Here is a 21,186-nt window from a genome sequence, read left to right as displayed (position 1 = left end):
TTATCCGATGTTCGACAGTTTCAGCAGGTGGCGCAGATCATTGAGCAAGTCCTTGCCCTTGACCTTGGCGTCGTAGCGCAGCACCAGATTGCCGTGGGGGTCGACGATCCACAGTTGCGCATCGCCCGGCGCGGCGGCGTTTTTGGTGAAGGTCGAAAGGTCCAGCGAGTAGCGCTGCAATTGCGGGTATTCGACCTTCAACTTAGCGTCATAGTCGGTACCGACCGGTTGCGCACTGGCCAGGGCATGGCTGGCGCGTGAGGCGTCGCGCCCCAGGCCGATCTGCAGTTGGCGCGCGAGGTACACCAGTTGCTGGCAATCGGCAGCGCAGGCAGCGGGCGCGGTGACCAGCAACTGCCAGCGCTGTTCATCGGCCTGCACGCCAATATCGGCGCGGGTCTGACCGTTACCGATCATTTCCCCGTGGTAGCTGCGACTGTCCGGCACCCAGAACTGCAGTTTGTACATGAAGGTGGCCAGCGCCATCGGGCCGATCACCATCAGCAGGATCAACAACAGTTGCCAGCGGCCTTTGCGCCGATCAGGCACCTCAGACATGTTGGGTGGATTCATGGCCGTTCCCATGGGGCTTCTCCTTTGTGGTGTGCCATCCGAGGTAGAGGTAAAGCGCCAATAGCGCCAGCGACATGGCGAACCACTGCACCGCGTAGGCCAGGTGTTTTTCCGGGCCCATCGCAACGATGGGCCAAGTGGTTTCGTACGTACCGGGGCCGGCTTCAGTGCGCAGTTCGTAGGCAAAACCGCTGCGACCGAGCTCAGCCCATAACGCAGCGGGGTGCAGCGCGGTCAACAGGCGCGGCCATTGCGCGGTCGTGGGGTCTGCATGTAACTGGAATGTTTCGCCGGGCGCGACATACACCCAGGCGTCGAGATTCAAAGGCTGGTCTGGGGTGGTGAAGACGGGCGGGGTGCGCCGATCCGGCCACGGCAACCAACCGCGATTGAGCAACAGCCATAGGCCGCTGGCCTGATCGTGAAAGGGTTGCAGCAACTCGACACCGGCCTTGCCGTCGCGCATGCGGTTATCCAGCAGTACGCTGTGCTCGGCATCGAATTGCCCGCGCAGATGCACGCGGCGAAAGGCCGGGTCCGCCATGTCACCGAGCTGCACACTGCTGATCGGCTCAGCCACGCGGCGTTCGGCATAGCTGTCCACCAGCAACTGCTTCTCATGGCCGCGTGACAGTTGCCAGAAACCCAGGCCCACCATCAACGGCAGCAGAATCATCACCACCAGGGTCGGTGCGATACCTGGACGAAAGCGTTTCATGGCGCTGGCTATACTTGTTTTCATTGCCCGCCCATCCCCTCAATGCCCACCAAAGCCAGGAACCAGACCATGCTCAAAGCAGCCATTGCCCTGATGCTGATCGCGACCGTCGTGAGCCTGTTCAGTGGCTTGTTCTTTCTGGTCAAGGACGAGGGCAACTCCAACCGCCTCGTCACTGCCTTGACCGTGCGTGTCGTACTGGCCGTGATCACCGTGGCCTTGATCGCCTGGGGCTTTTTCAGCGGCCAGCTGGTGTCTCACGCGCCTTGGTAAGTCGCCTCACAGCACATAGACGAAGAAAAACAGCCCAATCCACACCACATCCACGAAGTGCCAATACCAACTGGCCGCTTCGAAACCGAACTGATGCTCGGCATTGAAATGCCCGCGCAGGATGCGCATCAGCATCACAAACAAAATGATGGTGCCGATGGTCACGTGGGCGCCGTGAAAGCCCGTGAGCATGAAGAAGGTTGCGCCATACACGCCTGAGCCAAGGGTCAGGCCCAGCTCTTTGTAGGCGTGGATGTATTCCTCGGCCTGGAACCCGAGAAACGCCAGGCCAAGCAACACGGTGATCGCCAGCCAGATCTTCAGCGCACCGCGATGGCCCTTGCGCAGGGCATGGTGGGCGATGGTGATGGTCACGCTCGAGCTCACCAGCAAAATGGTATTGACCAACGGCAGGCCCCAGGGGCTGATGGTGCCCTCGGGTGCGGGGTACAGCTTTGGATCGGGGTTGTTGAGCAACGGCCAGGCGAACTCGAAACTCGGCCACAGCATGTGCGCGATGCCCTTCGAGCCTTCACCGGCCAACCAGGGCGCAGACATATGCCGCACATAGAACAGCGCACCGAAGAACGCGATAAAGAACATCACCTCGGAAAAGATGAACCAGGTCATGCCCCAGCGAAACGAGCGGTCCATCTGCGCGCTGTACAAACCGGCACGGCTTTCCTTGATCACCGCGCCGAACCAGCCGAACAGCATGTAGGCCAGCAACAGCCCACCGACGAAAAAGATCCACGGCCCGTGGGATTCCGGGCGTGCCGCCTTCAGGTCGTTGAACCACACGGCCAGGCCATACACGGTGACCAGCATGCCAATCGTGGCAATTATCGGCCATTTGCTTTGCGCTGGTACGTAGTACGTATCATGAGTCGACATGTATTCGCTCTCCTGATTGAGCGGGCAAACAGTAGCTAGCCGCCGGTACGGACAGCCACCGGCGGTTGGCGCGCAGTGATATCAAACAGCGTGTACGCCAGGGTCAAATGCTTCACATCCTTGGGCATGTCGCGGTCGACAATAAAACGCACCGGCATCTCGATGCGCTGGCCTGGTTGCAGCACTTGCTGGGTGAAGCAAAAGCATTCGGTCTTGTGGAAGTACATCGCCGCCTCGGCCGGGGAAATGCTTGGCACCGCTTGGGCGGTCATCGGTTTGTCGGTGGGGTTGTAGGCCACGAACAGCATCTCGGTGACTGCGCCGGGGTTGACCACCACCTCGTCAGCCTTGGAGTGAAAATCCCAGACCATGTCGATGGCATTGGTGGACAGGAACTGCACCCGTACCTGCCGCGTGAGGTCGACGACCTGCTCGCCCTCGTATTGCCCGGCCGTCTTGCCGTTGATGCCGAACGCCTTGCACATCACGTCGTAGATCGGCACCAGGGCGAAACCAAAGGCGAACATCGCCACCACCAGGATCAACAGGCGGGTGACCAGGCGCTTGAGGGGCACGGAGTCAGCCATGACATCCCCCTGAAGCGAAGGCGATCAGCGTGTTCATTTGACCTCCGGTGGCGTGGTGAAGGTGTGGTACGGCGCGGGCGAAGGCACGCTCCACTCCAGCCCTTCGGCGCCATCCCACGGCTTGGCCGGTGCCGGCGGGCCGCCACGGATGCACTTGATCACGATAAACAGGAAGAAGATCTGCGTGGCGCCAAACATGAAGGCACCAATGGACGAGACCATGTTGAAGTCGGCGAACTGCAGGTTGTAGTCCGGCACCCGCCGCGGCATGCCGGCCAGCCCCACGAAGTGCATTGGGAAGAACGCCATGTTCATGCCCACGAAAGACAACCAGAAATGCAGCTTGCCCAGGGTTTCGTCGTACATGTGGCCGGTCCATTTCGGCAGCCAGTAGTAGGCCGAGGCGAAGATGCCGAAGATCGCGCCAGGCACCAGTACGTAATGGAAGTGCGCCACCACAAAGTAGGTGTCGTGGTACTGGAAGTCCGCCGGGGCAATCGCCAGCATCAACCCGGAGAAGCCGCCGATGGTGAACAAGATCACGAAGGCCACGGCAAACAGCATCGGTGTCTCGAAGGTCAGCGAGCCTTGCCACATGGTGCTGACCCAGTTGAACACCTTAACCCCCGTAGGTACGGCGATCAGCAGCGTGGCGTACATGAAAAACAGTTCGCCCACCAACGGTATACCCACCACGAACATATGGTGCGCCCACACGATAAACGACAGGAACGCGATGCTCGCCGTGGCGTAGACCATCGACGTATAGCCGAACAACGGTTTGCGCGAGAAGGTCGGGATAATCGAACTGACGGCGCCAAACGCCGGCAGGATCATGATGTACACCTCGGGGTGGCCGAAGAACCAGAACACATGCTGGAACAGCACCGGATCACCGCCACCGGCCGCGCTGAAGAAGCTGGTGCCGAAGTGGATGTCCATCAGCATCATGGTCACGCAGCCGGCCAGTACCGGCATTACCGCGATCAGCAGGAACGCGGTGATCAGCCAGGTCCAGACAAACAGCGGCATCTTCATCAAGGTCATGCCGGGCGCACGCAGGTTGAGGATGGTGGCGACCACATTGATCGCACCCATGATCGAACTGATGCCCATCAAGTGGATGGCGAAGATGAAGAACGTCACGCTTTCCGGTGCGTAGGTGGTAGAGAGCGGGGCGTAGAAGGTCCAGCCGAAATTCGGCCCGCCGCCGGGCGTGAACAGGGTCGAGACCAGCAGCAGGAACGCCGCCGGCAGCAGCCAGAAGCTGAAGTTGTTCATGCGCGGCAAGGCCATGTCCGGCGCGCCGATCATCAGCGGAATCATCCAGTTGGCCAGACCGACAAACGCCGGCATCACCGCACCGAACACCATGATCAGGCCGTGCATGGTGGTCATCTGGTTGAAAAACGCCGGCTCGACGATCTGCAGGCCAGGCTGGAACAATTCGGCACGGATCACCATGGCGAACGAGCCGCCGAGCAGGAACATGGTGAACGCGAACCACAGGTACATGGTGCCGATGTCTTTATGGTTGGTGGTCAGCACCCAGCGCATCAAACCCTTGGCGGGGCCGTGGGCATGGTCACCGGCGTGGCCATGGTCATCGATCACAGCGCTCATGGCCGTTCTCCTGCAAGCGAGTGGGCGGGGCGGGTCGAGGTAAAAGCGATGAAGTAGGTCATTTGCTTTCCGCCTGCTTGATGGCCAGCACGTCTTTAGGCGTGACCATGTCGCCTTTGTTGTTGCCCCAGGCGTTGCGCTCGTAGGTCACTACGGCGGCGATATCGACTTCCGAGAGCTGCTTGCCGAAGGCGGCCATCGCGGTACCAGGCTTGCCGTGATAGACGATGCTGAGGTGGCCTTCCTTGGGTCCGGTGGCAATCTTCGAGCCCTTGAGCGCCGGGAACATCGGCGGCAGGCCCTGGCCTTCGGCCTGGTGACAGGCCACGCAGGTGGTGTGGTAGACCTTGTCGCCACGGGCCACCAGCTCTTCGAGCGTCCACTCTTTGGAGGTCAGCTCCTTGAGCTTGGCGGCCTCTGCCTTGCGTTCGCCGAGCCAGGTGTCGTAGTCGGCCTTGGACTTGACCTCGACCACGATGGGCATGAAGCCATGGTCCTTGCCGCACAGTTCGGCGCACTGGCCACGGTAGATGCCGGGCTTCTCGACGCGGGTCCAGGCCTCGTTGACGAAACCCGGGATGGCGTCGCGCTTGACCGCGAAGGCCGGCACCCACCAGGAGTGGATCACGTCGGCGGCGGTTACCAGGAAGCGCACCTTGGCGCCCACCGGCAGCACCAGCGGCTGGTCGACTTCCAGCAGGTAGTGTTCGCCCTTGGTCGCCTGGTTATGGATCTGCTCGGCGGGCGTGGCCAGGTTGCTGAAGAACTCCACATCCTGGCCCAGGTATTTGTAATGCCACTTCCACTGATAGCCGGTGACCTGGATATCGATATCCGACTCACTGCTGTCGTAGATGTTGATCAGGGTCTTGGTCGCCGGAATGGCCATCGCCACCAGGATCAGCAAGGGCACCACGGTCCAGAGAATCTCCACGGTCGTGCTTTCGTGGAATTTGGCCGCGACCTGGCCTGTAGAGCGGCGATGAAGGATCATCGACCAGAACATTGCGCCAAATACGACAATGCCGATCACCACACAGATCCAGAAAATGGTCATGTGCAGGTCAAACACAGCGTGACTGACTTCAGTTGCCCCTGGTGCCATATTCATTGTCCAGGCGGCGTGCGCCTGGCCGAATACTGACCACAACAGAAGGCCCATCCAAACGTGTGGATGTCGCGTCATTGCGGGTTCCCCTTATCGTTCTTGTTATCCCGCCGGTTTGCACCTGCGTCGAAGGGAGCGGCTTCCATACTGCTTACAACCGCTTAGCCTTACCTGCTTATGCAGTCTGGCGTCATCAGCTAATCGCGTACAAACCCGAGTATAGACACGCTCTGCAACCCCGCAATGTGTAGGGGCAAATGAGCAAAAATGAGTGGCCGGGCCTAATAAAACCGGGTGCGGAATCGTTTATCCGACGAACGATGGCAATTCGATATAACGCGGGTGCATAACCATGAAATAATTATGACAAATGCGTCTTAGGCGCTCGTATAAACGAGCTACCTTATGCTGTCCCTATTCCTACACCTGCTTCACTGGAGCCTTCATGAACACCGCCGCATTGCGCGAGCAGATTTCCCTTGCCCATCAACACGAAGCCAGCACCGGCCAACTGGCCAAGCAGCTGGAAGAGCAATTGCCGCACCTGCATTCGGCCATTTCCCTGGTTGACGGTGATCGCAACATCGTCATGACTCGCTTTGTGACCGCCTACATCGAACTCGTCCCGGACTTGCTGGAAGCCGCCAATGACGTGGCACGCGAAGCCGGTATCGAAAGCCAGATCAAGCCGGTGCTGAAGATCGCCGAGCAGTTCTTTCTGCAACCACCGGCTATTCTGGCGGGCCACCTGGGGCTCGACGGCCTGCTCGACGAGGCTTACTTGGCCCATCGCCTGGTTGAAGAAGTCAACGATCTGTATATCAAGCACTTCGGCCAGCCGTTGATTCCAGCAGACACCACCGTGGCCAACCTGATTGCCCATCAGTTGATCGGCGAAGCATTCGCCAACCAGCTCGATGAAGCCGTACACCATGCCGTGGATGAAATGCTCAACGAAGACAGTTTTGCGCTGGAGTCTGTCGAGGCGTATCGCGAGCAGCTGAAAAGCCCGGAAACGGAAGCCGCGTGGAAGCGCTGGCCGTGTCTTTCCCGCCAACTGGGGGTTGAGTTGGCACTGGATCAGCCAGCTTAAATCTTAAATTAGGCCAGAACGAATGTGGGAGGGGCTCGCCCCCTCCCACATGTTGATCCGGCTGCCTCAGCCGATTGAGGGCGCCGAGCCGATCCCTGTCGTCGTCCTGACCCGGCCTTCGAGCCTGCGCTTCAACCCACGCGCCTCGATCACCAGCTTCGAGCCCTTGGCCGCATTCGCCCGGCCCCATTCCTCCAGCAACTCCAGGCAGGAATGGTCGATATAGCTCAGGTTGCTCAGCGGTACGTGCACGGTGGTGCCCGCAGGCACCGTCGACAGCACCTGGGTCAATGCCGGCACTTTCAGGAAGGTCGCCGCGCCGGTCAAACGCAGCTCCATTTCCCCCTCCTGGGGCAGGTCGATCAGGCTGACTTTCAGGCGCGAGGCCTTGAACGCCAGCTTGACCAGCGTAAGCCCGAAGCCCACCAGCACACCGGTCAGCAGGTCGGTGAAAATGATTGCCAACGCCGTGGCCGCGTAGGTAAACATCGGCATACGCCCATAGCGACCGAGCGCCTTGAAGGCCTTGATATCCACCAGTTTGATCCCGGTGTACACCAATACACCCGCGAGGCTCGCCACCGGAATGCTCTGCAACACCCTCGACAGCAACAACACGAAGCCCAACAGCCATACACCATGGAACATCGCCGACAAGCGCGTGGTAGCACCGGCCTGCACGTTGGCCGAGCTGCGCACGATCACACCGGTCATCGGCAGGGCACCGACCAGGCCGCATAGCATGTTGCCTACACCTTGAGCAGACAATTCCTTGTCGAAGTCGGAACGTTGGCCACTGTGCATGCGGTCGACCGCTGCAGCGGAGAGCAGGGTTTCGGCACTGGCGATAAACGCCACGGCAAACGCGGCGATCAACAACTGGGGGTCGGCCAGGTTCAGCAGGTCACTGGGACGCAGCCAATCGATGGCGTCGGCGAGGTTCTCCGGCACCTCCACACGCTTGACCTGCAACGCCAACACCAGGCTGGTCACCGTTGCCAGGCCCACGCCCAACAGCGCTCCGGGCACGAAGCGCAGGGTTTGCGGACGGAATTTATCCCACAGGTACATCACCAGCATCGTCGACAAACCGAGCAATCCGGCCTGCCAACCCAGGCCGCCGCCCAAGGTTGGAATCGCCTCCACCAGCGCGGCGGGGAAGCCCGCCAGGTTATCCAGCCCTGAGGGCTTGGGCGCACCGTCGAGCATCACATGGATCTGCGATAGCACAATCAATACGCCGATCCCCGCCAGCATCCCGTACACCACCGCCGGCGCCGTGACGCGGAACCAGCAACCCAGGCGCAAACGCCCGGCCACCAGTTGCAGGAAACCCGCCAGCAGCAGGATCGGCCCGAGCATCATCATCCCGTGCTGGCGCACCAACTCGAACACCAATACCGCCAAACCCGCCGCCGGGCCGCTGACCTGCAGCGGCGAACCCGCCAACCAGCCCACCACCAAGCCACCGATAATCCCGGTGATCAGGCCCTTGGCCGGCGGCATGCCGGACGCGATCGCGATCCCCATGCACAGGGGCAGGGCGACCAGAAACACAACCACGGAGGCGAGCAGCTCCCGTGGCAATACAGCTTTCAATTGAGCAGCACGCATGATGGCTCTCCCGAGGCATTCGCCGGGCGCGGCAAAGCCTGGCTGCATCCATGGCAGCCACCGCTTTACCCGGCAGGGAAGTGTTTTAGAAGCGCGCTTTAGGCGTCGCGGATGGAATCGGTCCTTCGCCGCCTAACGGGCGGAACGCTGACTGGTCCGCATCGTAGGCGCGGATTTCGCTGGTCTCGATGTTGTAGATCCAACCGTGAATAAACAGCTGACCATTGGCCATACGCGACGCCACCGAGGGATGGGTACGCAAATGCTGCAGTTGGGCGATGACGTTTTCTTCGGTGAGCACTTTCATGCTCTCGCCTTCGTTGGCACAGTCGCAGTTGTCCTCGACCATGGATTTGGCGACTTCGGCGTGCCGCAGCCAGGCCCTTACCGTCGGCATTTTCTCCAGGCTGGCGGGGTTCAGGACCGCACGCATGGCACCACAGTCGGAATGCCCGCACACGATGATGTGCTGCACGCCCAAGGCCAGTACGGCGTACTCGATGGCAGTGGAAACGCCGCCATTCATTTGCCCATAAGGCGGCACGACGTTACCGACGTTGCGGGTCACGAACAGGTCGCCGGGAGAGCTTTGGGTAATCAGCTCAGGCACGATGCGCGAGTCGGCGCAGGTAATGAACATCGCCCGTGGGCTCTGGGCCGTGGCGAGTTTCTTGAAGAGTTCTTCCTGCTGAGGGAAGACGTCGTGATGGAAATGCAAAAAGCCGTCAACGATATGTTTTAGCGCTGCATCGGCAGACTCCGCCACCTGAGGGGCTGAAGCCGACGCAGCCAACGGCTGTTTATCCTTGTCACTCATGATTCATCCTCTTGATTAATGCAGGGGAGTTTTCAGGTCAGTTCGACGCCTGGCGAGTGGAATAGTTGGAAAACTTCACACATCAAGGCGCCGACTCATCAGTCACTCGCTGAACAAGGTAACCACCGAAACTTAACTCAAACTGAATGAACCGCTCTAGATCGCGGGTTTCAGTAATATCAAAACGCGACTATTTCTACAGGAGCGGTGCATTCTTCCTCATAAGTCTACAACAATGCCATCTGCCTGCCCGGTGGACAGAACGCCGTGCAATCAAGATTGAAACCTTCTCGCCGATTCAGCCCCAAGCGTTTGATCGCCTTGCTGAAGCGCTGGGCCAGCAGGTCGGCAAACGGCCCCTCGCCCCGCATGCGTACGCCGAACCGACTGTCGTACACCTCACCACCGCGCACCTGACGTACCAGGCTCATCACATGGGCCGCACGCTGCGGGTAATGCGCCGCCAGCCACTCCTCGAACAGCGGCGCCACCTCCAGCGGCAGGCGCAACATCATGTAGGCCGCACTCTGCGCACCGGCGGCATGGGCTTCGGTGAGCAGGCTTTCCAGCTCGCTGTCGTTGATCATCGGGATCATCGGTGAGCACAGCACGCCCACCGGGATACCCGCCTCGCGCATCACCCGGATGGCCCGCAACCGAGCCTTGGGCGCCGCTGTGCGCGGTTCCAGGATGCGCTTGAGCTCATCATCCAGGCTGGTGAGGCTGATCATCACCGCCACAAGGCGCTGCCTGGCCAGCTCAGCCAGCAGGTCCAGGTCGCGCAGGATCAGCGAGCCCTTGGTAATGATGGTGACCGGGTGCCGATAGCGCAGCAGCACTTCGAGGGTTTGCCGGGTGATCTTGTACTCACGCTCGATAGGCTGGTACGGGTCGGTGTTGGAGCCCAGGTTGATCGGCGCACACACATAGCCCGGCTTCGACAGCTGCTGTTCCAGCACGTCGGCCGCGTTGCTCTTGGCGATCAGCCTGGTTTCAAAATCCAGCCCCGGTGACATGTCCCAATAGGCGTGGCTGGGCCGTGCATAGCAGTAGATACAGCCATGCTCGCAGCCACGGTAGGGGTTGATGGAGCGGTCGAACGGCAGGTCCGGCGAGTTGTTGCGGGTGATGATGGTCTTGGCCGTCTCGATGCGCACTTCGGTGCCCTGGGTGGGCGGCACTTCCTGATACCAGCCGTCGTCCTCGGCCACGCTGACGGTGGGCGCAAAACGATTATGCAGGTTGGTGGCCGTGCCCCGACCACGGGGCGGCAGCGGAGTAGACATGAAAGCGCCTCGATACTGTTTTTATATACAGTATCGAGGCGTGAGGTTCCTGACCAGTGCCGTTTGGCGGTCAGTGCTTTTGTGTGACCTGCCCCAGGTCATCGCCCGAGGTGGTGCGCATGTCGTTCTTGCGCAGGTCGGCCACGTCACTGGCTTTCACCGGTGCACCCTGGTTACCCCAACTGCCACGGATGAAACTGACCACATCCGCCACTTCCTGGTCCGACAGGCGCCAGGCGAATGCCGGCATGGTAAAGGTCGACGGCGCCGTGTGAGTGGCCGGCAACGTGCCGCCGTTCAACACGATGTTGATCAACGACGTGGCATCCGCGGTCTGCACCACCGGGTTGCCCGCCAACGCCGGGAACACCCGCGTATAGCCATGGCCATCGGTACGATGGCAGGCCGCGCAGTTGTCGATGTACACCGACGCGCCGGGCTTGCTGTCATCGCCCTTCCACAGCGCCTCGGCCACCTGCTTGTCGTACTGGTGCGGCTGGTCTTGTGGGTCCACCGCCGGCAGGCTTTTGAGGTAACGGGCGATAGCCGTCAGGTCGTCTTGCGACATGTACTGCATGCTATGCACAACCACGTCGCTCATACCGCCAAATACCGCGCTGCGATCACTGCGACCGGTCTTGAGGAATTGCACCAGTTGCTCCTCGCTCCAACCGCCAAGACCGTCCTTGTGGTCACCGCGCAGGCTCTTGGCAATCCAGCCTTCCAGCGGCGCACTGCCGGACAGGAACGCGTTGCCGTCAGTCGCGCTCAGGGCTTTTTCCTGCATGGTAAGGGCGCGTGGTGTATGGCACGCGCCACAGTGGCCAAGGCCCTCCACCAGGTAAGCGCCGCGGCTGATCACTGGGTCTGCGCCCGCCACGGCCGGTTTGTCCGCCACCTCGGGGGCAAACATCCAGCGCCACGCCGCCAACGGCCAACGCATGCTCAACGGCCACGGAATGTCGCTGTCCTTGTTCTCCTGGGCGACCGGTTCCACGCCCTTCATGAAGTACGCATACAACGCCTGCATGTCGCTTTCGCTGACGCGCGCATAAGACGGGTAGGGCATCGCCGGGTAAAGCGTGCTGCCACTCTTGGCGACGCCGTGACGCACGGCCTTGTCGAAGTCCTCGAAGCTGTAGTCGCCCAGACCGGTCTTGTCCGGGGTGATGTTGGTGGAATAGATCACACCGATGGGAGTTTCCATCGGCAGGCCACCGGCGAACGGTTTGCCGCCCTTGGCGGTGTGGCAGGCCACGCAGTCGCCGGCGCGGGCCAGGTATTCGCCCTGCTTGATCAGGTCGGTTTCGGCGGCACTGATCGAGCAGCTGCTGAGCAGGGCAAACGTCGCGAGAACAAATGCTTTCATGGTCATCGCTCCTTATGCCTGAACCAGCGGGCCGGGGTTTTTCAGGTACTGCTCGCGGATCGCCCGGGCCGACCAGTAGGTCAACGCCGCCACCAGGCCGGTAGGGTTGTAGCCCAAGCCTTGTGGGAAAGCGGATGCGCCCGGGACAAACACGTTGTGCACATCCCAGCACTGCAAGTAGCGGTTCAGCGCACTGGTTTTCGGGTCGGTGCCCATGATCGCACCACCGTTGAGGTGGGTGGTCTGGTAGGACGCGGTGTTGAAGTGCTGACCGACTTTTTTACCGAGCACGGCAATCGCCTTGGGGTTCATCGCTTCGGCGACTTTGCCCATTTTTTCGACCATGAAGCGGTTCATCTTGATGTCGTTTTCCTGCCAGTCGAACGTCATGCGCAGCAACGGCAAGCCGTAGGCATCGCGGTAGACAGGGTCCAGATCCAGGTAGTTACCCCGGTAGGATTGATGGGCGCCGTGAGCATCCATCGACACCTGGTGGGTGTAGTAATCGGCGGTGGCGCGCTTCCAGGCACTGCCCCAGGCCGGTGTGCCGGGCGGGTTGGACGTACCGGCAATCGGCCGGCTGCCCGCCTGGTTGACCCACATCGGTGAGCCCCCGACAAACCCATGAGGGCCGTGGTCGAAGTTGTCCGCGTTGAAGTCATCCATCGCCACGCCATTGCCGCCGGCACCGATGAAGTTGTTGGTATGGGTGTCCTTGTCGAAGAACGCCTTGATGGTGGCCATGTTCTGGTAGGCGAAGTTCCTGCCCACCACGCCCTCATTGGTAATCGGGTCATAAGGTTTGCCGATACCCGAGAGCAGCATCAGCCGCACGTTGTGGAACTGGAACGCGCCGAGGATCACCAGGTCTGCCGGTTGTTCGCACTCGCGGCCCTGGGCGTCGATGTAGGTCACGCCGGTGGCCTTGCTCTTGGTGCTGTCCAGGTTGACCTTGAGCACGTGGGAATTAGGCCGCAGCTCGAAATTCGGCACCTGGCGCAGCGCCGGCAGGATGTTCACGTTCGGCGAGGCCTTGGAGTACATGTAGCACACGTAGCCACTGCAAAAACCGCAGAAGTTGCACGGCCCCATCTGCGCGCCGTAGGGGTTTGTGTAGGGCCCCGAGGTGTTGGCTGACGGCAGGTTGTAGGGCTTATACCCGACGCTGGCGGCCGCTTTCTGAAACAGCTGTGCGGAGACTGTGTTCTTTTGCGCTTCCAACGGAAATGGGTTGGAACGGTCCGGCGCATAAGGGTTGCCGCCACGCCCTTCGCCCACGACCTGGCCTTTCACGGTCCAGGCCTGGCCTGAGGTGCCGAAGACTTTTTCTGCATAGTCGAAAAACGGCTCCAGCTCTTCGTAGCTCACGCCGAAGTCCTGGATGGTCATGTCCTTGGGAATGAAATGCTTGCCGTAGCGCTCTTCGTAATGGCTGCGCATGCGCAGTTCAATCGGATCGACACGGAAATGCACGCCCGACCAGTGCAAGCCCGCACCGCCCACGCCGTTACCCGGCAAAAACGCGCCGAGCTGACGGTTAGGCAAGGCAACGTCATTCACGCTATGGCGAATCGTCACCGTCTCCTTGGAGATGTCCTGGAAGAGTTTTTTACGCACGCTGTAGGTCAGTTCGTCGATGACCTGGGGATAGTTGCCGTCCGGGTAAGTGTCCTGCATCGGACCGCGCTCCAGCGCCAGCACGTTGAGGCCCGCTTCCGTCAGCTCTTTGGCCATGATCGCGCCGGTCCAGCCGAAGCCGACAATCACCGCATCCACTTTCTTCATGATGGTCGCCACGTTTATGCCCTCTCGCCGCGGATGGAAACTGCCGGGAAGGGGTACTGCTCGTTGCGTTCCACCCAATCCATGAAGTCGGCGCGGGCGCCGGGGAAGCCGATCATGGTCCAGCCGACCATGCCTTTGTTGCCACCGTGGATCGGGTCGCAGAAGAACCCTTCCTTGGTGTTTTGCAGCAGCAGGTTGAAGAATATCTTCGGTGGTACCGCGTCAAAATGTGCCGTGACTTCACTGCCGCCCGCTTCCAGGCGACGCAGCATATCGTCTCGGGTAGCGCTGTCTTGCGCAGCAAAAGCTTTGCCGTTGAACGCCTTCGACCAGGCATCCGTCGCGGCGATACCCAGGCGATAGATCTCCTTGGGCACCAATTTGCTCTGCCAGCCCATCTCCGGTGGAGCATCGGCATTAAACGGGCCTTGCATAAACCACAGGGCGCCGCTGGCGTAAGGCGTGTTCATCTGACGGTCGATGTACTCCGGCGCGCCGGCTTCCAGGGCTCCGGGGCCTTGGGCATCGGCCGGGATCAGACGCTCGACGGCAGCGTTGATAAACGCCCATTCCTCGGTAGTGAAATAGCTTGGCTCGTAGGCTTTTTCGCTGACCGCTGGCTTAGCCGGCGCAGCCTCGGCAGGCGCAGGTGTCGCCATCAGCATCGAACCGCCAAGGCCGGTGCTGGCAACCGTGACCACCGGGATCAAGGTCAAGGATTTGCGTAGAAAGTCACGCCGGGGGTTGTCTTGATCTTGATCAGACATGGTGGCACCTCATCATGTGGTCACGGGGTTTTCAGCCGCTTCTAGGGAGCGGCTTGGTTTTGTCGCGCGGCGAATTGGATCCAGGCGATCCAAAGGGATAGAGCGCAGCGGCAAACAATGGTTACAAATGATAGCAGCCTAAGCATCGAGAGAATCGTTTCAGCGACTAAAGATTGAGGATTCACGATTCTTTGACGGGCACCTCACACCTCGTTGACCCCCTGTGACTGACTCTGGGCGCTATCCACCCATTCCCTATACGGTTACGTCGCCCATGCACACGCATCATTGGTTGCCAGCCCTCGGCCTGGCGTTTATGGCACTGTTCAACACAGCTTTTGCACAGGCCGATGATGCTACGTTCCTTCGTTCTCCCGAATGGGCCCAACCCGTGGGCGACCGCTACAACCTGCATCAAATGACGCCGACGCTCTATCGCAGCGCACTGCCGGATAGCAATGCAGCGCCGTTGTTGGAACAACTCAAGATAGGCACCGTGATCAATTTCCTGCCCGAGCCCGATAGCAACTGGCTGAAGGCTCCAGGCATCCGTCAGGTTCAGTTGAGTTATCGCACCAACCATGTGGATGACTCCGACGTGCTGGCGGCGCTCAGGGCGATCAAGGAAGCGGAAGCTAATGGCCCGGTGCTGATGCACTGCAAGCACGGTTCTGACCGCACCGGCCTGATGGCGGCGATGTATCGCGTGGTAATCCAGGGATGGAGCAAGGAGGATGCGCTGAACGAGATGACCTTGGGCGGTTTCGGCACCAGTAACGGCTTCAAGGACGGCATTCGCTACATGATGAAGGCCGATATCGACAAGTTGCGCACAGCCTTGGCGAATGGCGATTGCAGCACCAGCGCGTTTGCCCTGTGCTCAATGAACAGCTGGCTGAACCCGGCGAGCAAGGATCACGAGCCCGCCGAGGAAAAAACTGCACTGCTGGTCACCCCCTGAGACGCGCTCCCAGGGGGTAAACGAATCAGTCTTTCTTCAGCTTCGGGTTAGGGAAAAACTGCACCGCCTGCACCTTCGGGTCCGGCGCTTTCAACGCCGACGTATTGACCCGCGTGCCCAACTCCTTGGGCACCGACAGACCTTGATCATTCAGCGTATCGGTATACCCGCAGGCCACGCATTCGCGATGCGGCACGCTGTCCTCAGTCCACATCTTCAACTTGTCCGGCTCGCTGCACGCCGGGCACACCGCCCCGGCGATAAATTGCTTTTTGGTAATCACAGGCCCTTCACTCATGCTGCTGCGTCCTCACTCAGGCCGCTGTGGCGCAAGAGTGCGTCAATCGACGGAGCACGTCCGCGGAAGTCGACGAACAGCACCATCGGTGCCTGGGAGCCGCCACGCGCCAGGATCGCCTCGCGAAAGGCACGGCCGGTCTCGGCATTGAGCACGCCGTCTTCTTCGAATTTGGAGAAGGCATCCGCCGACAGCACTTCGGCCCATTTATAGCTGTAGTAACCCGCGGCATAACCGCCGGCAAAAATGTGCGCAAAGCTGTTAGGGAAACGGTTGTAGGCAGGAGGACGCATCACCGACACCTCATCGCGCACGCCTTCGAGCACCTGGGCCACGCTGCGGCCATCGCCATGGGTGGCATGCAATTCGAAGTCGAACAGCGAGAACTCCAACTGGCGCACCATCATCAGGCCGGATTGGAAGTTCTTCGCCGCGAGCATTTTTTCCAGCAGGTCCTGGGGCAGTGGCTCGCCGCTCTCATAGTGGCCGGAGATCAGCGCCAGGCCTTGCGGTTCCCAGCACCAGTTCTCCATGAACTGGCTCGGCAATTCCACCGCATCCCACGCCACGCCGTTAATACCGGACACACCGGCATGCTCGACGCGGGTCAACAGGTGATGCAGGCCGTGGCCGAATTCGTGGAACAGGGTGGTCACTTCATCGTGGGTCAGCAGGGCAGGCTTGCCGCTGTCGGCCGGGGTGAAGTTGCACACCAGATTCGCCACCGGGCTTTGCAGCACGCCGTCGATGGTGCGGCGGCGGTCGCGCGCGCCGTCCATCCAGGCACCGCCACGCTTATTGGCGCGGGCGTACAGGTCGAAGAAGAAGCGGCCGACATGCTGGCCGTTTTCCTTGATTTCAAACAGTCGAACATCCGGGTGCCAGGTGTCGAAGCCTTTTTGCTCGGCGATCTCGATACCGTACAAACGCTGCACAATGGCGAACAGGCCGCTCAGCACCTTGTCGATTGGGAAGTAGGCGCGCAGGGCTTCCTGGGACACGCTGTAGCGTTGCTCACGCAGCTTTTCACCGTAGAAACCGCTGTCCCAGCTTTGCAGGTCGGCGCAGCCTTGTTCGGCGGCGTAGGCCTTGAGCTGTTGCAGGTCCTGGGCAGCGAACGGCTTGCTGCGCTTGGCCAGGTCACGCAGGAAGCTCAGCACCTGGTCGCTGGACTCGGCCATCTTGGTGGCCAGGCTCAGCTCGGAGAACGAGGCGTAACCCAAGAGCTTGGCCAGTTCCTGACGCAGGTCGAGGATCTGTTCCATCACCGGGCCGTTATCGTTCTGACCCGCATTCGGGCCTTGGTCTGACGCACGGGTGCAGTAGGCCGCGTAGATTTCTTCACGCAGGGCGCGGTCCTGGGCGTAGGTCATGACCGCGTAGTAGCTCGGAAACTCCAGGGTGATCAGCCAACCGTCGAGGCCCTTGGCCTGCGCGGCAGCGGCCATCTGCGCCTTGGCCGAATCGGTCAGGCCGGCGAGGGTGGCTTCCTCGGTGACGTGCTTGGTCCACGCCTGGGTGGCGTCCAGCAGTTGGTTGGAGAATTTGCTGCCCAGCTCGGAAAGCTTGCTCTGCACTTCGGCGTAACGTTTTTGCTGCTCAGGCGGCAAGTCGATACCCGAGAGGCGGAAGTCGCGCAGGGAGTGTTCAAGAATGGTTTTTTGCGCCACGTCGAAACCGGCGGCTTCCGGGCTGTTGGCCAGGGCTTCGAAGGCTTGGAACAGCGCGCGGTTCTGGCCCATCTCGGTGGAGTAGGCGCTCAATGCCGGCAGGCACGCCTCGTAGGCTTCGCGCAGCTCGGCGCTGTTGCACACGGCATTGAGGTGGCTGACCGGGCTCCAGGCGGCGCCGAGGCGATCATTCAATTCGTCCATGGCCAGCACCAGCCCGGCCCATGTAGGATTTTTACCCTGGCTTTGCAGGATTCCTTCGATGGCAACACGGTTGTCGGCGAGGATCTGTTCGATGGCCGGCTGCACGTGCTCGGCACGGATCGCCGAGAACGGCGGCAGGTCGTAGGACTGCAGAAGAGGGTTGTTCGCGCTCACGGTTGGCACCTTGGCTGAAGAAACATGTAAGAACAAAGATGGGGCCATCTTAATTACAATCAACGTCCACCGCAGCTATCAGCACATAAGAGAGAGGCTATCGTGACCCTTCGCACCTATCAGAACCACACGCCAACCCTGGGCGCCGGGGCTTTTGTCGATATTTCGGCGGTGGTGATCGGCGATGTCGAAATCGGCACCGACAGCTCGGTCTGGCCGCTGACCGTGATTCGCGGCGACATGCACCGCATCCGCATCGGTGCGCGCACCAGCGTGCAGGACGGCTGCGTGCTGCACATTACCCACGCGGGCCCGTTCAATCCTGATGGTTTCCCCCTGCTGATCGGCGACGACGTCACCATCGCCCACAAAGTCATGCTGCATGGCTGCACGGTGGGCAACCGGATTTTGATCGGCATGGGCAGCATCGTGATGGACGGCGCCGTGGTGGAAGACGACGTGATCATCGGCGCCGGCAGCCTGGTGCCACCGGGCAAGAAACTCGACAGCGGTTTTTTGTATGTCGGCAGCCCGGTTAAACAAATCCGCCCGCTGACTGACAAGGAACGCGCCTTTTTCACCTACAGCGCCGCCAACTACGTGAAGCTCAAAGACCTGCACCTGGCTGAAGGATTCGACCGATGATCCTCAATTACCAAACCGTCCTGTTCGACCTGGATGGCACCCTCACCGACCCGCGCGAGGGCATCACCCGCTCGATCCAGTACGCCCTTGGCAAACTGGGCATCGACGAACCCGACCTGACCAAACTCGAACACTTCATCGGCCCGCCGTTGCTGCAAGCGTTCATGCAGTTCTACGACTTCGATGAGGCCAAGGCCTGGGAGGCGGTGAATTTCTACCGCGAGCGCTTCAAGGTCACCGGGCTGTATGAAAACCGCGTGTTCGACGGCGTGATGCCGCTGCTCGAAGACCTGAGCAAACAGGGCCGCCAGCTGTATGTCGCCACGTCCAAGCCCTGGGTGTTTGCCCGCGAGATCGCGCGGCATTTCGATTTTGCCAGGCACTTCAAGGTGATCTACGGCAGCGAGCTGGACGGGACACGCACCAACAAGGTCGAGTTGATTGCGCATTTGATCAGCGAAGAAAGCCTGGACCCGGCGACCACCCTGATGATTGGTGATCGTAAGCACGACCTGATCGGGGCGCGTAGTAATGGGGTGGATTCGGCGGCCGTCGGTTATGGGTTTGGTAGTTTCGAAGAGTTGAACGCCGAGGCGCCGACCTGGCATTTTGAGACATTGGCACAGATGCATCAGGCGTTTTTGCAGCGGCCTTGAGGCCGCCATCGGGGGCAAGCCCCCTCCCATCTGTTGACCTGTGTACGCCGGGCAAATGTGGGAGGGGGCTTGCTCCCGATGAGGCCCTACAGATCAACCCCTTCCAACTGCCTCAACGCGGCCTTGCGCTGCGCCACCGGCAACTTGCCCATCTTCTCCACCGCTGCGTAGAACTTCAGCCAATCCCCACCTTCCTGCCGGAACAGCGCCGCAAACGCCGGCACCCATTGGTCATACAGCCCGAACGGCAACAATCGCGCATTGTTCATCGGCAGGTTCATCCAGGCGTCATAACGCTTGTCCCCGCCCCATTGGTTATCGCGCAGCTGCCGGTACTCACGGCGCAAACCCTCGAATTCGGCCGCCTTGGCCTGGCGCATCGCGTCGGCAGACAGCGGTTGCGCGTAGAGTTTTTCCAGGCGTTTACGCGTATCGAGGATCAGTTGGGTAAATTGGTCACGCTGCTGCCGCGTCGAGTTGCCAAGCGGCGCCAGGCCCTGGGTCGCGCGCCACTGGCGGGTGCCTTCCTGCTCGACGAAGTTGGCAAATGACTCGTTGAACTCGGTGTCGTCTTTGACGTAGAAACGCTGGTGCGCCAGCTCGTGGAAAATCAGCGTGGCCAGGCGTTCGTCGCCCCAGTTCATCATCGAATTCATGATCGGGTCGTTGAACCATCCCAGGGTGGAATAGGCTTCGACACCGCCAATCGACACGTCGAGGCCTTGTTGGTGCAACAACGCCGCTTCACCGCGCGCCGCACCCTGGCGATAATAGCCGCGATAGGCCACGCAACCGGCAATGGGGAAACAATGGGTTTGAGGCGCCAGGGAAAACTCCTGCGTAGCGAAGACATTCCAGACCACATAAGGTCGGCCAATATCGGCGTACAGCCGGTAACTTTGGTTGTCCGGCAGATGCAGGTGCTCACTGGCGAAGGTTCGAGCTTTCTGTGATTGAGCCAGATGATCACGCAGCAACTGCGGCCGTGATGGATCGGCGATGACCTCGGCAACCGGCTCTCGGGCCCGCAACAGCTGCCACTGGCCGCCCGCCAATTGGCTGTAGTAACTGACGCTGGAACAGCCACTGAGCAGTACAACTATCAACCCTGGAAGAAAACGCCTGACCATGCCTCGACCGCTCCTGGGTGATTTGTGCGCCAGACTATCGCGCCTGAAGGGGATTTTTCCACGGCGCAGCGTGTTTATACTCAAACCTCTCCTCGCGTTGAGTACCTGCCATGCGCCAGCTCCTGCTTTCCGTCGTCGCCCTGTTCCTCAGCGCCTGCGCTTCGACGCCCGTCCCGCCGGTCGACCCGCATCAAGCCTGGATTGATTTCGCCACGCCGACGCCGGGAGCCAAGCTGGTGATGGCGCAGCGCCTGGACGGCAAGAGCCTGCCGGACGGACGCTACTTCCAGGTACCACCGGGCAGTCACGAGTTGATGGTGCGCTTTGATTTCGAGGTGCCAACCGGCGGCAGCCTCAATGGCTTTGGGCAAACGGCCGACCGCACCTGTTTCATCACCCTGCAGTACGACCATTTCGAGGCCGGCCAACGTTATCGCCTGGAAGGGCGCTCATTGGCCTTTACGCCGAATATCCGACTGTATAACGCCGCCCGCCAATTGCTGGCTGAAGAACGCAGCGTCAACTGCCTGTGATCAGTCGTTATTTTTCTGGTAGATGATGCGCTTGGTGCCGTTTTCGCACGTACCGACAATCATCGCGCTGTCATGATTCTTGGCTTCTTCGGCGGTGATGATTTCCAGGGTGTAGGACGGAATCGCCTTGGCCTGGATCTTCACTTCGATCTCTTTCCTGAGCTCTTCACAATCTTTTGGAGCGGCCACGGCCGAAGTGGCCAACGCACCGCAGATGATCGCCAAGGCAAAACGTTTCATGTGTGAAGCTCCCTGAATGCATGCGCACGGGTGTGCGCCTAAGGCTGCATAGGCTATAGGACCACATTCAGGAAACACGAGTTCTGATTTAACGCAGAACAAAATGTGGGAGGGGGCTTGCTCCCGATAGCGGTGCATCAGTCAACATCTCGGTTACTGATAGACCGC

At 60.5% G+C, this 21,186-nt stretch carries 22 protein-coding genes; 6 read left to right on the top strand and 16 right to left on the bottom strand.

Annotation, left to right across the window (positions count from 1 at the left end):
- Positions 1–585 carry a hypothetical protein gene (locus AB1462_RS27155; protein ID WP_090401273.1) on the bottom strand — a complete coding sequence of 195 codons (585 nt, stop codon included), beginning with the start codon at positions 583–585 and terminating at the stop codon, positions 1–3.
- Positions 551–1,315 carry an SURF1 family protein gene (locus AB1462_RS27150; protein ID WP_090401274.1) on the bottom strand — a complete coding sequence of 255 codons (765 nt, stop codon included), beginning with the start codon at positions 1,313–1,315 and terminating at the stop codon, positions 551–553. Before AB1462_RS27150 ends, AB1462_RS27155 begins: the two co-directional genes overlap by 35 nt.
- 45 nt (positions 1,316–1,360) lie before the next feature.
- Between AB1462_RS27150 and AB1462_RS27145 the strand changes: the two genes are divergently transcribed.
- The gene (locus AB1462_RS27145) at positions 1,361–1,564 is read left to right on the top strand and encodes a twin transmembrane helix small protein (RefSeq protein WP_016978774.1); all 204 of its coding nucleotides are present in this window, start codon (positions 1,361–1,363) and stop codon (positions 1,562–1,564) included.
- A 6-nt stretch (positions 1,565–1,570) separates the two neighbouring features.
- On the opposite strand, the gene AB1462_RS27140 is transcribed toward AB1462_RS27145, so the two are convergent.
- Genes AB1462_RS27140 through coxB form a run of 4 tightly spaced genes read right to left on the bottom strand, consistent with a single transcriptional unit; the run spans position 1,571 to position 5,854 of the window.
- Positions 1,571–2,458 carry a cytochrome c oxidase subunit 3 gene (locus AB1462_RS27140; protein WP_053127337.1) on the bottom strand — a complete coding sequence of 296 codons (888 nt, stop codon included), beginning with the start codon at positions 2,456–2,458 and terminating at the stop codon, positions 1,571–1,573.
- Positions 2,459–2,493: 35 nt separating this feature from the next.
- The gene (locus AB1462_RS27135; RefSeq protein WP_090401275.1) at positions 2,494–3,045 is read right to left on the bottom strand and encodes a cytochrome c oxidase assembly protein; all 552 of its coding nucleotides are present in this window, start codon (positions 3,043–3,045) and stop codon (positions 2,494–2,496) included.
- Positions 3,046–3,078: 33 nt separating this feature from the next.
- A complete protein-coding gene (gene ctaD, locus AB1462_RS27130; protein ID WP_024072609.1) occupies positions 3,079–4,668 on the bottom strand; it encodes a cytochrome c oxidase subunit I in 1,590 nt (529 codons plus the stop codon).
- A 58-nt stretch (positions 4,669–4,726) separates the two neighbouring features.
- Positions 4,727–5,854, bottom strand: coding sequence for a cytochrome c oxidase subunit II (coxB, locus tag AB1462_RS27125; protein WP_090401276.1), 1,128 nt, complete (start codon positions 5,852–5,854; stop codon positions 4,727–4,729).
- Positions 5,855–6,221: 367 nt separating this feature from the next.
- Between coxB and AB1462_RS27120 the strand changes: the two genes are divergently transcribed.
- Positions 6,222–6,869 (top strand): hypothetical protein, encoded by a 648-nt coding sequence (locus AB1462_RS27120; protein WP_090401277.1) that lies wholly within the window; start codon positions 6,222–6,224, stop codon positions 6,867–6,869.
- A gap of 66 nt (positions 6,870–6,935) precedes the next feature.
- Here the strand turns inward: AB1462_RS27120 and AB1462_RS27115 are convergent, their stop codons facing one another.
- From AB1462_RS27115 to AB1462_RS27090, 6 genes are all read right to left on the bottom strand, one after another.
- Positions 6,936–8,483 (bottom strand): SulP family inorganic anion transporter, encoded by a 1,548-nt coding sequence (locus AB1462_RS27115; RefSeq protein WP_367248445.1) that lies wholly within the window; start codon positions 8,481–8,483, stop codon positions 6,936–6,938.
- Between the two features lie 85 nt (positions 8,484–8,568).
- Positions 8,569–9,300, bottom strand: a complete 732-nt coding sequence (locus tag AB1462_RS27110) for a carbonic anhydrase (protein WP_090401279.1) — start codon at positions 9,298–9,300, stop codon at positions 8,569–8,571.
- Positions 9,301–9,527: 227 nt separating this feature from the next.
- Positions 9,528–10,586, bottom strand: a complete 1,059-nt coding sequence (locus tag AB1462_RS27105) for a PA0069 family radical SAM protein (protein ID WP_184745288.1) — start codon at positions 10,584–10,586, stop codon at positions 9,528–9,530.
- Positions 10,587–10,656: 70 nt separating this feature from the next.
- The gene (locus AB1462_RS27100; RefSeq protein WP_259194648.1) at positions 10,657–11,955 is read right to left on the bottom strand and encodes a cytochrome c; all 1,299 of its coding nucleotides are present in this window, start codon (positions 11,953–11,955) and stop codon (positions 10,657–10,659) included.
- Between the two features lie 12 nt (positions 11,956–11,967).
- Positions 11,968–13,752: a GMC family oxidoreductase gene (locus AB1462_RS27095; RefSeq protein ID WP_315338799.1), complete on the bottom strand. Its 1,785-nt coding sequence runs from the start codon at positions 13,750–13,752 to the stop codon at positions 11,968–11,970.
- Positions 13,753–13,754: 2 nt separating this feature from the next.
- Positions 13,755–14,507: a gluconate 2-dehydrogenase subunit 3 family protein gene (locus AB1462_RS27090; protein ID WP_367248443.1), complete on the bottom strand. Its 753-nt coding sequence runs from the start codon at positions 14,505–14,507 to the stop codon at positions 13,755–13,757.
- A 274-nt stretch (positions 14,508–14,781) separates the two neighbouring features.
- Between AB1462_RS27090 and AB1462_RS27085 the strand changes: the two genes are divergently transcribed.
- A complete protein-coding gene (locus AB1462_RS27085; RefSeq protein ID WP_259194645.1) occupies positions 14,782–15,468 on the top strand; it encodes a tyrosine-protein phosphatase in 687 nt (228 codons plus the stop codon).
- Between the two features lie 25 nt (positions 15,469–15,493).
- Here AB1462_RS27085 and AB1462_RS27080 read toward each other — a convergent pair whose 3' ends face one another.
- Together AB1462_RS27080 and prlC are read right to left on the bottom strand one after the other, a co-directional pair.
- Positions 15,494–15,766 carry a YheV family putative zinc ribbon protein gene (locus AB1462_RS27080; RefSeq protein ID WP_027608125.1) on the bottom strand — a complete coding sequence of 91 codons (273 nt, stop codon included), beginning with the start codon at positions 15,764–15,766 and terminating at the stop codon, positions 15,494–15,496.
- Positions 15,763–17,862, bottom strand: a complete 2,100-nt coding sequence (gene prlC / locus AB1462_RS27075; protein ID WP_367248441.1) for an oligopeptidase A — start codon at positions 17,860–17,862, stop codon at positions 15,763–15,765. Before prlC ends, AB1462_RS27080 begins: the two co-directional genes overlap by 4 nt.
- A 54-nt stretch (positions 17,863–17,916) precedes the next feature.
- On the opposite strand from prlC, the gene AB1462_RS27070 reads away from it, so the two are divergent.
- Together AB1462_RS27070 and AB1462_RS27065 are read left to right on the top strand one after the other, a co-directional pair.
- Positions 17,917–18,459 (top strand): gamma carbonic anhydrase family protein, encoded by a 543-nt coding sequence (locus AB1462_RS27070; RefSeq protein WP_090401288.1) that lies wholly within the window; start codon positions 17,917–17,919, stop codon positions 18,457–18,459.
- Positions 18,456–19,115: an HAD family hydrolase gene (locus AB1462_RS27065; RefSeq protein WP_090401289.1), complete on the top strand. Its 660-nt coding sequence runs from the start codon at positions 18,456–18,458 to the stop codon at positions 19,113–19,115. Before AB1462_RS27070 ends, AB1462_RS27065 begins: the two co-directional genes overlap by 4 nt.
- Before the next feature lie 86 nt (positions 19,116–19,201).
- On the opposite strand, the gene AB1462_RS27060 is transcribed toward AB1462_RS27065, so the two are convergent.
- The gene (locus AB1462_RS27060) at positions 19,202–20,245 is read right to left on the bottom strand and encodes an aminopeptidase (protein WP_259194641.1); all 1,044 of its coding nucleotides are present in this window, start codon (positions 20,243–20,245) and stop codon (positions 19,202–19,204) included.
- Positions 20,246–20,355: 110 nt separating this feature from the next.
- Between AB1462_RS27060 and AB1462_RS27055 the strand changes: the two genes are divergently transcribed.
- On the top strand, positions 20,356–20,778 hold the full coding sequence (locus AB1462_RS27055; protein WP_090401291.1) for a hypothetical protein: 423 nt from the start codon (positions 20,356–20,358) through the stop codon (positions 20,776–20,778).
- On the opposite strand, the gene AB1462_RS27050 is transcribed toward AB1462_RS27055, so the two are convergent.
- Positions 20,779–21,018 (bottom strand): DUF1161 domain-containing protein, encoded by a 240-nt coding sequence (locus AB1462_RS27050; RefSeq protein ID WP_090401292.1) that lies wholly within the window; start codon positions 21,016–21,018, stop codon positions 20,779–20,781.
- Positions 21,019–21,186 lie beyond the last annotated feature (168 nt).

It is taken from the genome of Pseudomonas sp. SB113 (genome assembly GCF_040754745.1).
GTDB classification, from domain to species: Bacteria; Pseudomonadota; Gammaproteobacteria; order Pseudomonadales; family Pseudomonadaceae; genus Aquipseudomonas; species Aquipseudomonas grimontii.
This window is presented reverse-complemented; position numbering and strand designations above follow the sequence as displayed.

Excerpts from the sequence above, each read along its gene's own strand:
- AB1462_RS27155 (WP_090401273.1), bottom strand. The coding sequence starts at position 585 with ATGGGAACGGCCATGAATCCACCCAACATGTCTGAGGTGCCTGATCGG.
- AB1462_RS27150 (WP_090401274.1), bottom strand. The coding sequence starts at position 1,315 with ATGAAAACAAGTATAGCCAGCGCCATGAAACGCTTTCGTCCAGGTATC.
- AB1462_RS27145 (WP_016978774.1), top strand. The coding sequence starts at position 1,361 with ATGCTCAAAGCAGCCATTGCCCTGATGCTGATCGCGACCGTCGTGAGC.
- AB1462_RS27140 (WP_053127337.1), bottom strand. The coding sequence starts at position 2,458 with ATGTCGACTCATGATACGTACTACGTACCAGCGCAAAGCAAATGGCCG.
- AB1462_RS27135 (WP_090401275.1), bottom strand. The coding sequence starts at position 3,045 with ATGGCTGACTCCGTGCCCCTCAAGCGCCTGGTCACCCGCCTGTTGATC.
- ctaD (WP_024072609.1), bottom strand. The coding sequence starts at position 4,668 with ATGAGCGCTGTGATCGATGACCATGGCCACGCCGGTGACCATGCCCAC.
- coxB (WP_090401276.1), bottom strand. The coding sequence starts at position 5,854 with ATGACGCGACATCCACACGTTTGGATGGGCCTTCTGTTGTGGTCAGTA.
- AB1462_RS27120 (WP_090401277.1), top strand. The coding sequence starts at position 6,222 with ATGAACACCGCCGCATTGCGCGAGCAGATTTCCCTTGCCCATCAACAC.
- AB1462_RS27115 (WP_367248445.1), bottom strand. The coding sequence starts at position 8,483 with ATGCGTGCTGCTCAATTGAAAGCTGTATTGCCACGGGAGCTGCTCGCC.
- AB1462_RS27110 (WP_090401279.1), bottom strand. The coding sequence starts at position 9,300 with ATGAGTGACAAGGATAAACAGCCGTTGGCTGCGTCGGCTTCAGCCCCT.
- AB1462_RS27105 (WP_184745288.1), bottom strand. The coding sequence starts at position 10,586 with ATGTCTACTCCGCTGCCGCCCCGTGGTCGGGGCACGGCCACCAACCTG.
- AB1462_RS27100 (WP_259194648.1), bottom strand. The coding sequence starts at position 11,955 with ATGAAAGCATTTGTTCTCGCGACGTTTGCCCTGCTCAGCAGCTGCTCG.
- AB1462_RS27090 (WP_367248443.1), bottom strand. The coding sequence starts at position 14,507 with ATGTCTGATCAAGATCAAGACAACCCCCGGCGTGACTTTCTACGCAAA.
- AB1462_RS27085 (WP_259194645.1), top strand. The coding sequence starts at position 14,782 with ATGCACACGCATCATTGGTTGCCAGCCCTCGGCCTGGCGTTTATGGCA.
- AB1462_RS27080 (WP_027608125.1), bottom strand. The coding sequence starts at position 15,766 with ATGAGTGAAGGGCCTGTGATTACCAAAAAGCAATTTATCGCCGGGGCG.
- prlC (WP_367248441.1), bottom strand. The coding sequence starts at position 17,862 with ATGGCCCCATCTTTGTTCTTACATGTTTCTTCAGCCAAGGTGCCAACC.
- AB1462_RS27065 (WP_090401289.1), top strand. The coding sequence starts at position 18,456 with ATGATCCTCAATTACCAAACCGTCCTGTTCGACCTGGATGGCACCCTC.
- AB1462_RS27060 (WP_259194641.1), bottom strand. The coding sequence starts at position 20,245 with ATGGTCAGGCGTTTTCTTCCAGGGTTGATAGTTGTACTGCTCAGTGGC.
- AB1462_RS27055 (WP_090401291.1), top strand. The coding sequence starts at position 20,356 with ATGCGCCAGCTCCTGCTTTCCGTCGTCGCCCTGTTCCTCAGCGCCTGC.
- AB1462_RS27050 (WP_090401292.1), bottom strand. The coding sequence starts at position 21,018 with ATGAAACGTTTTGCCTTGGCGATCATCTGCGGTGCGTTGGCCACTTCG.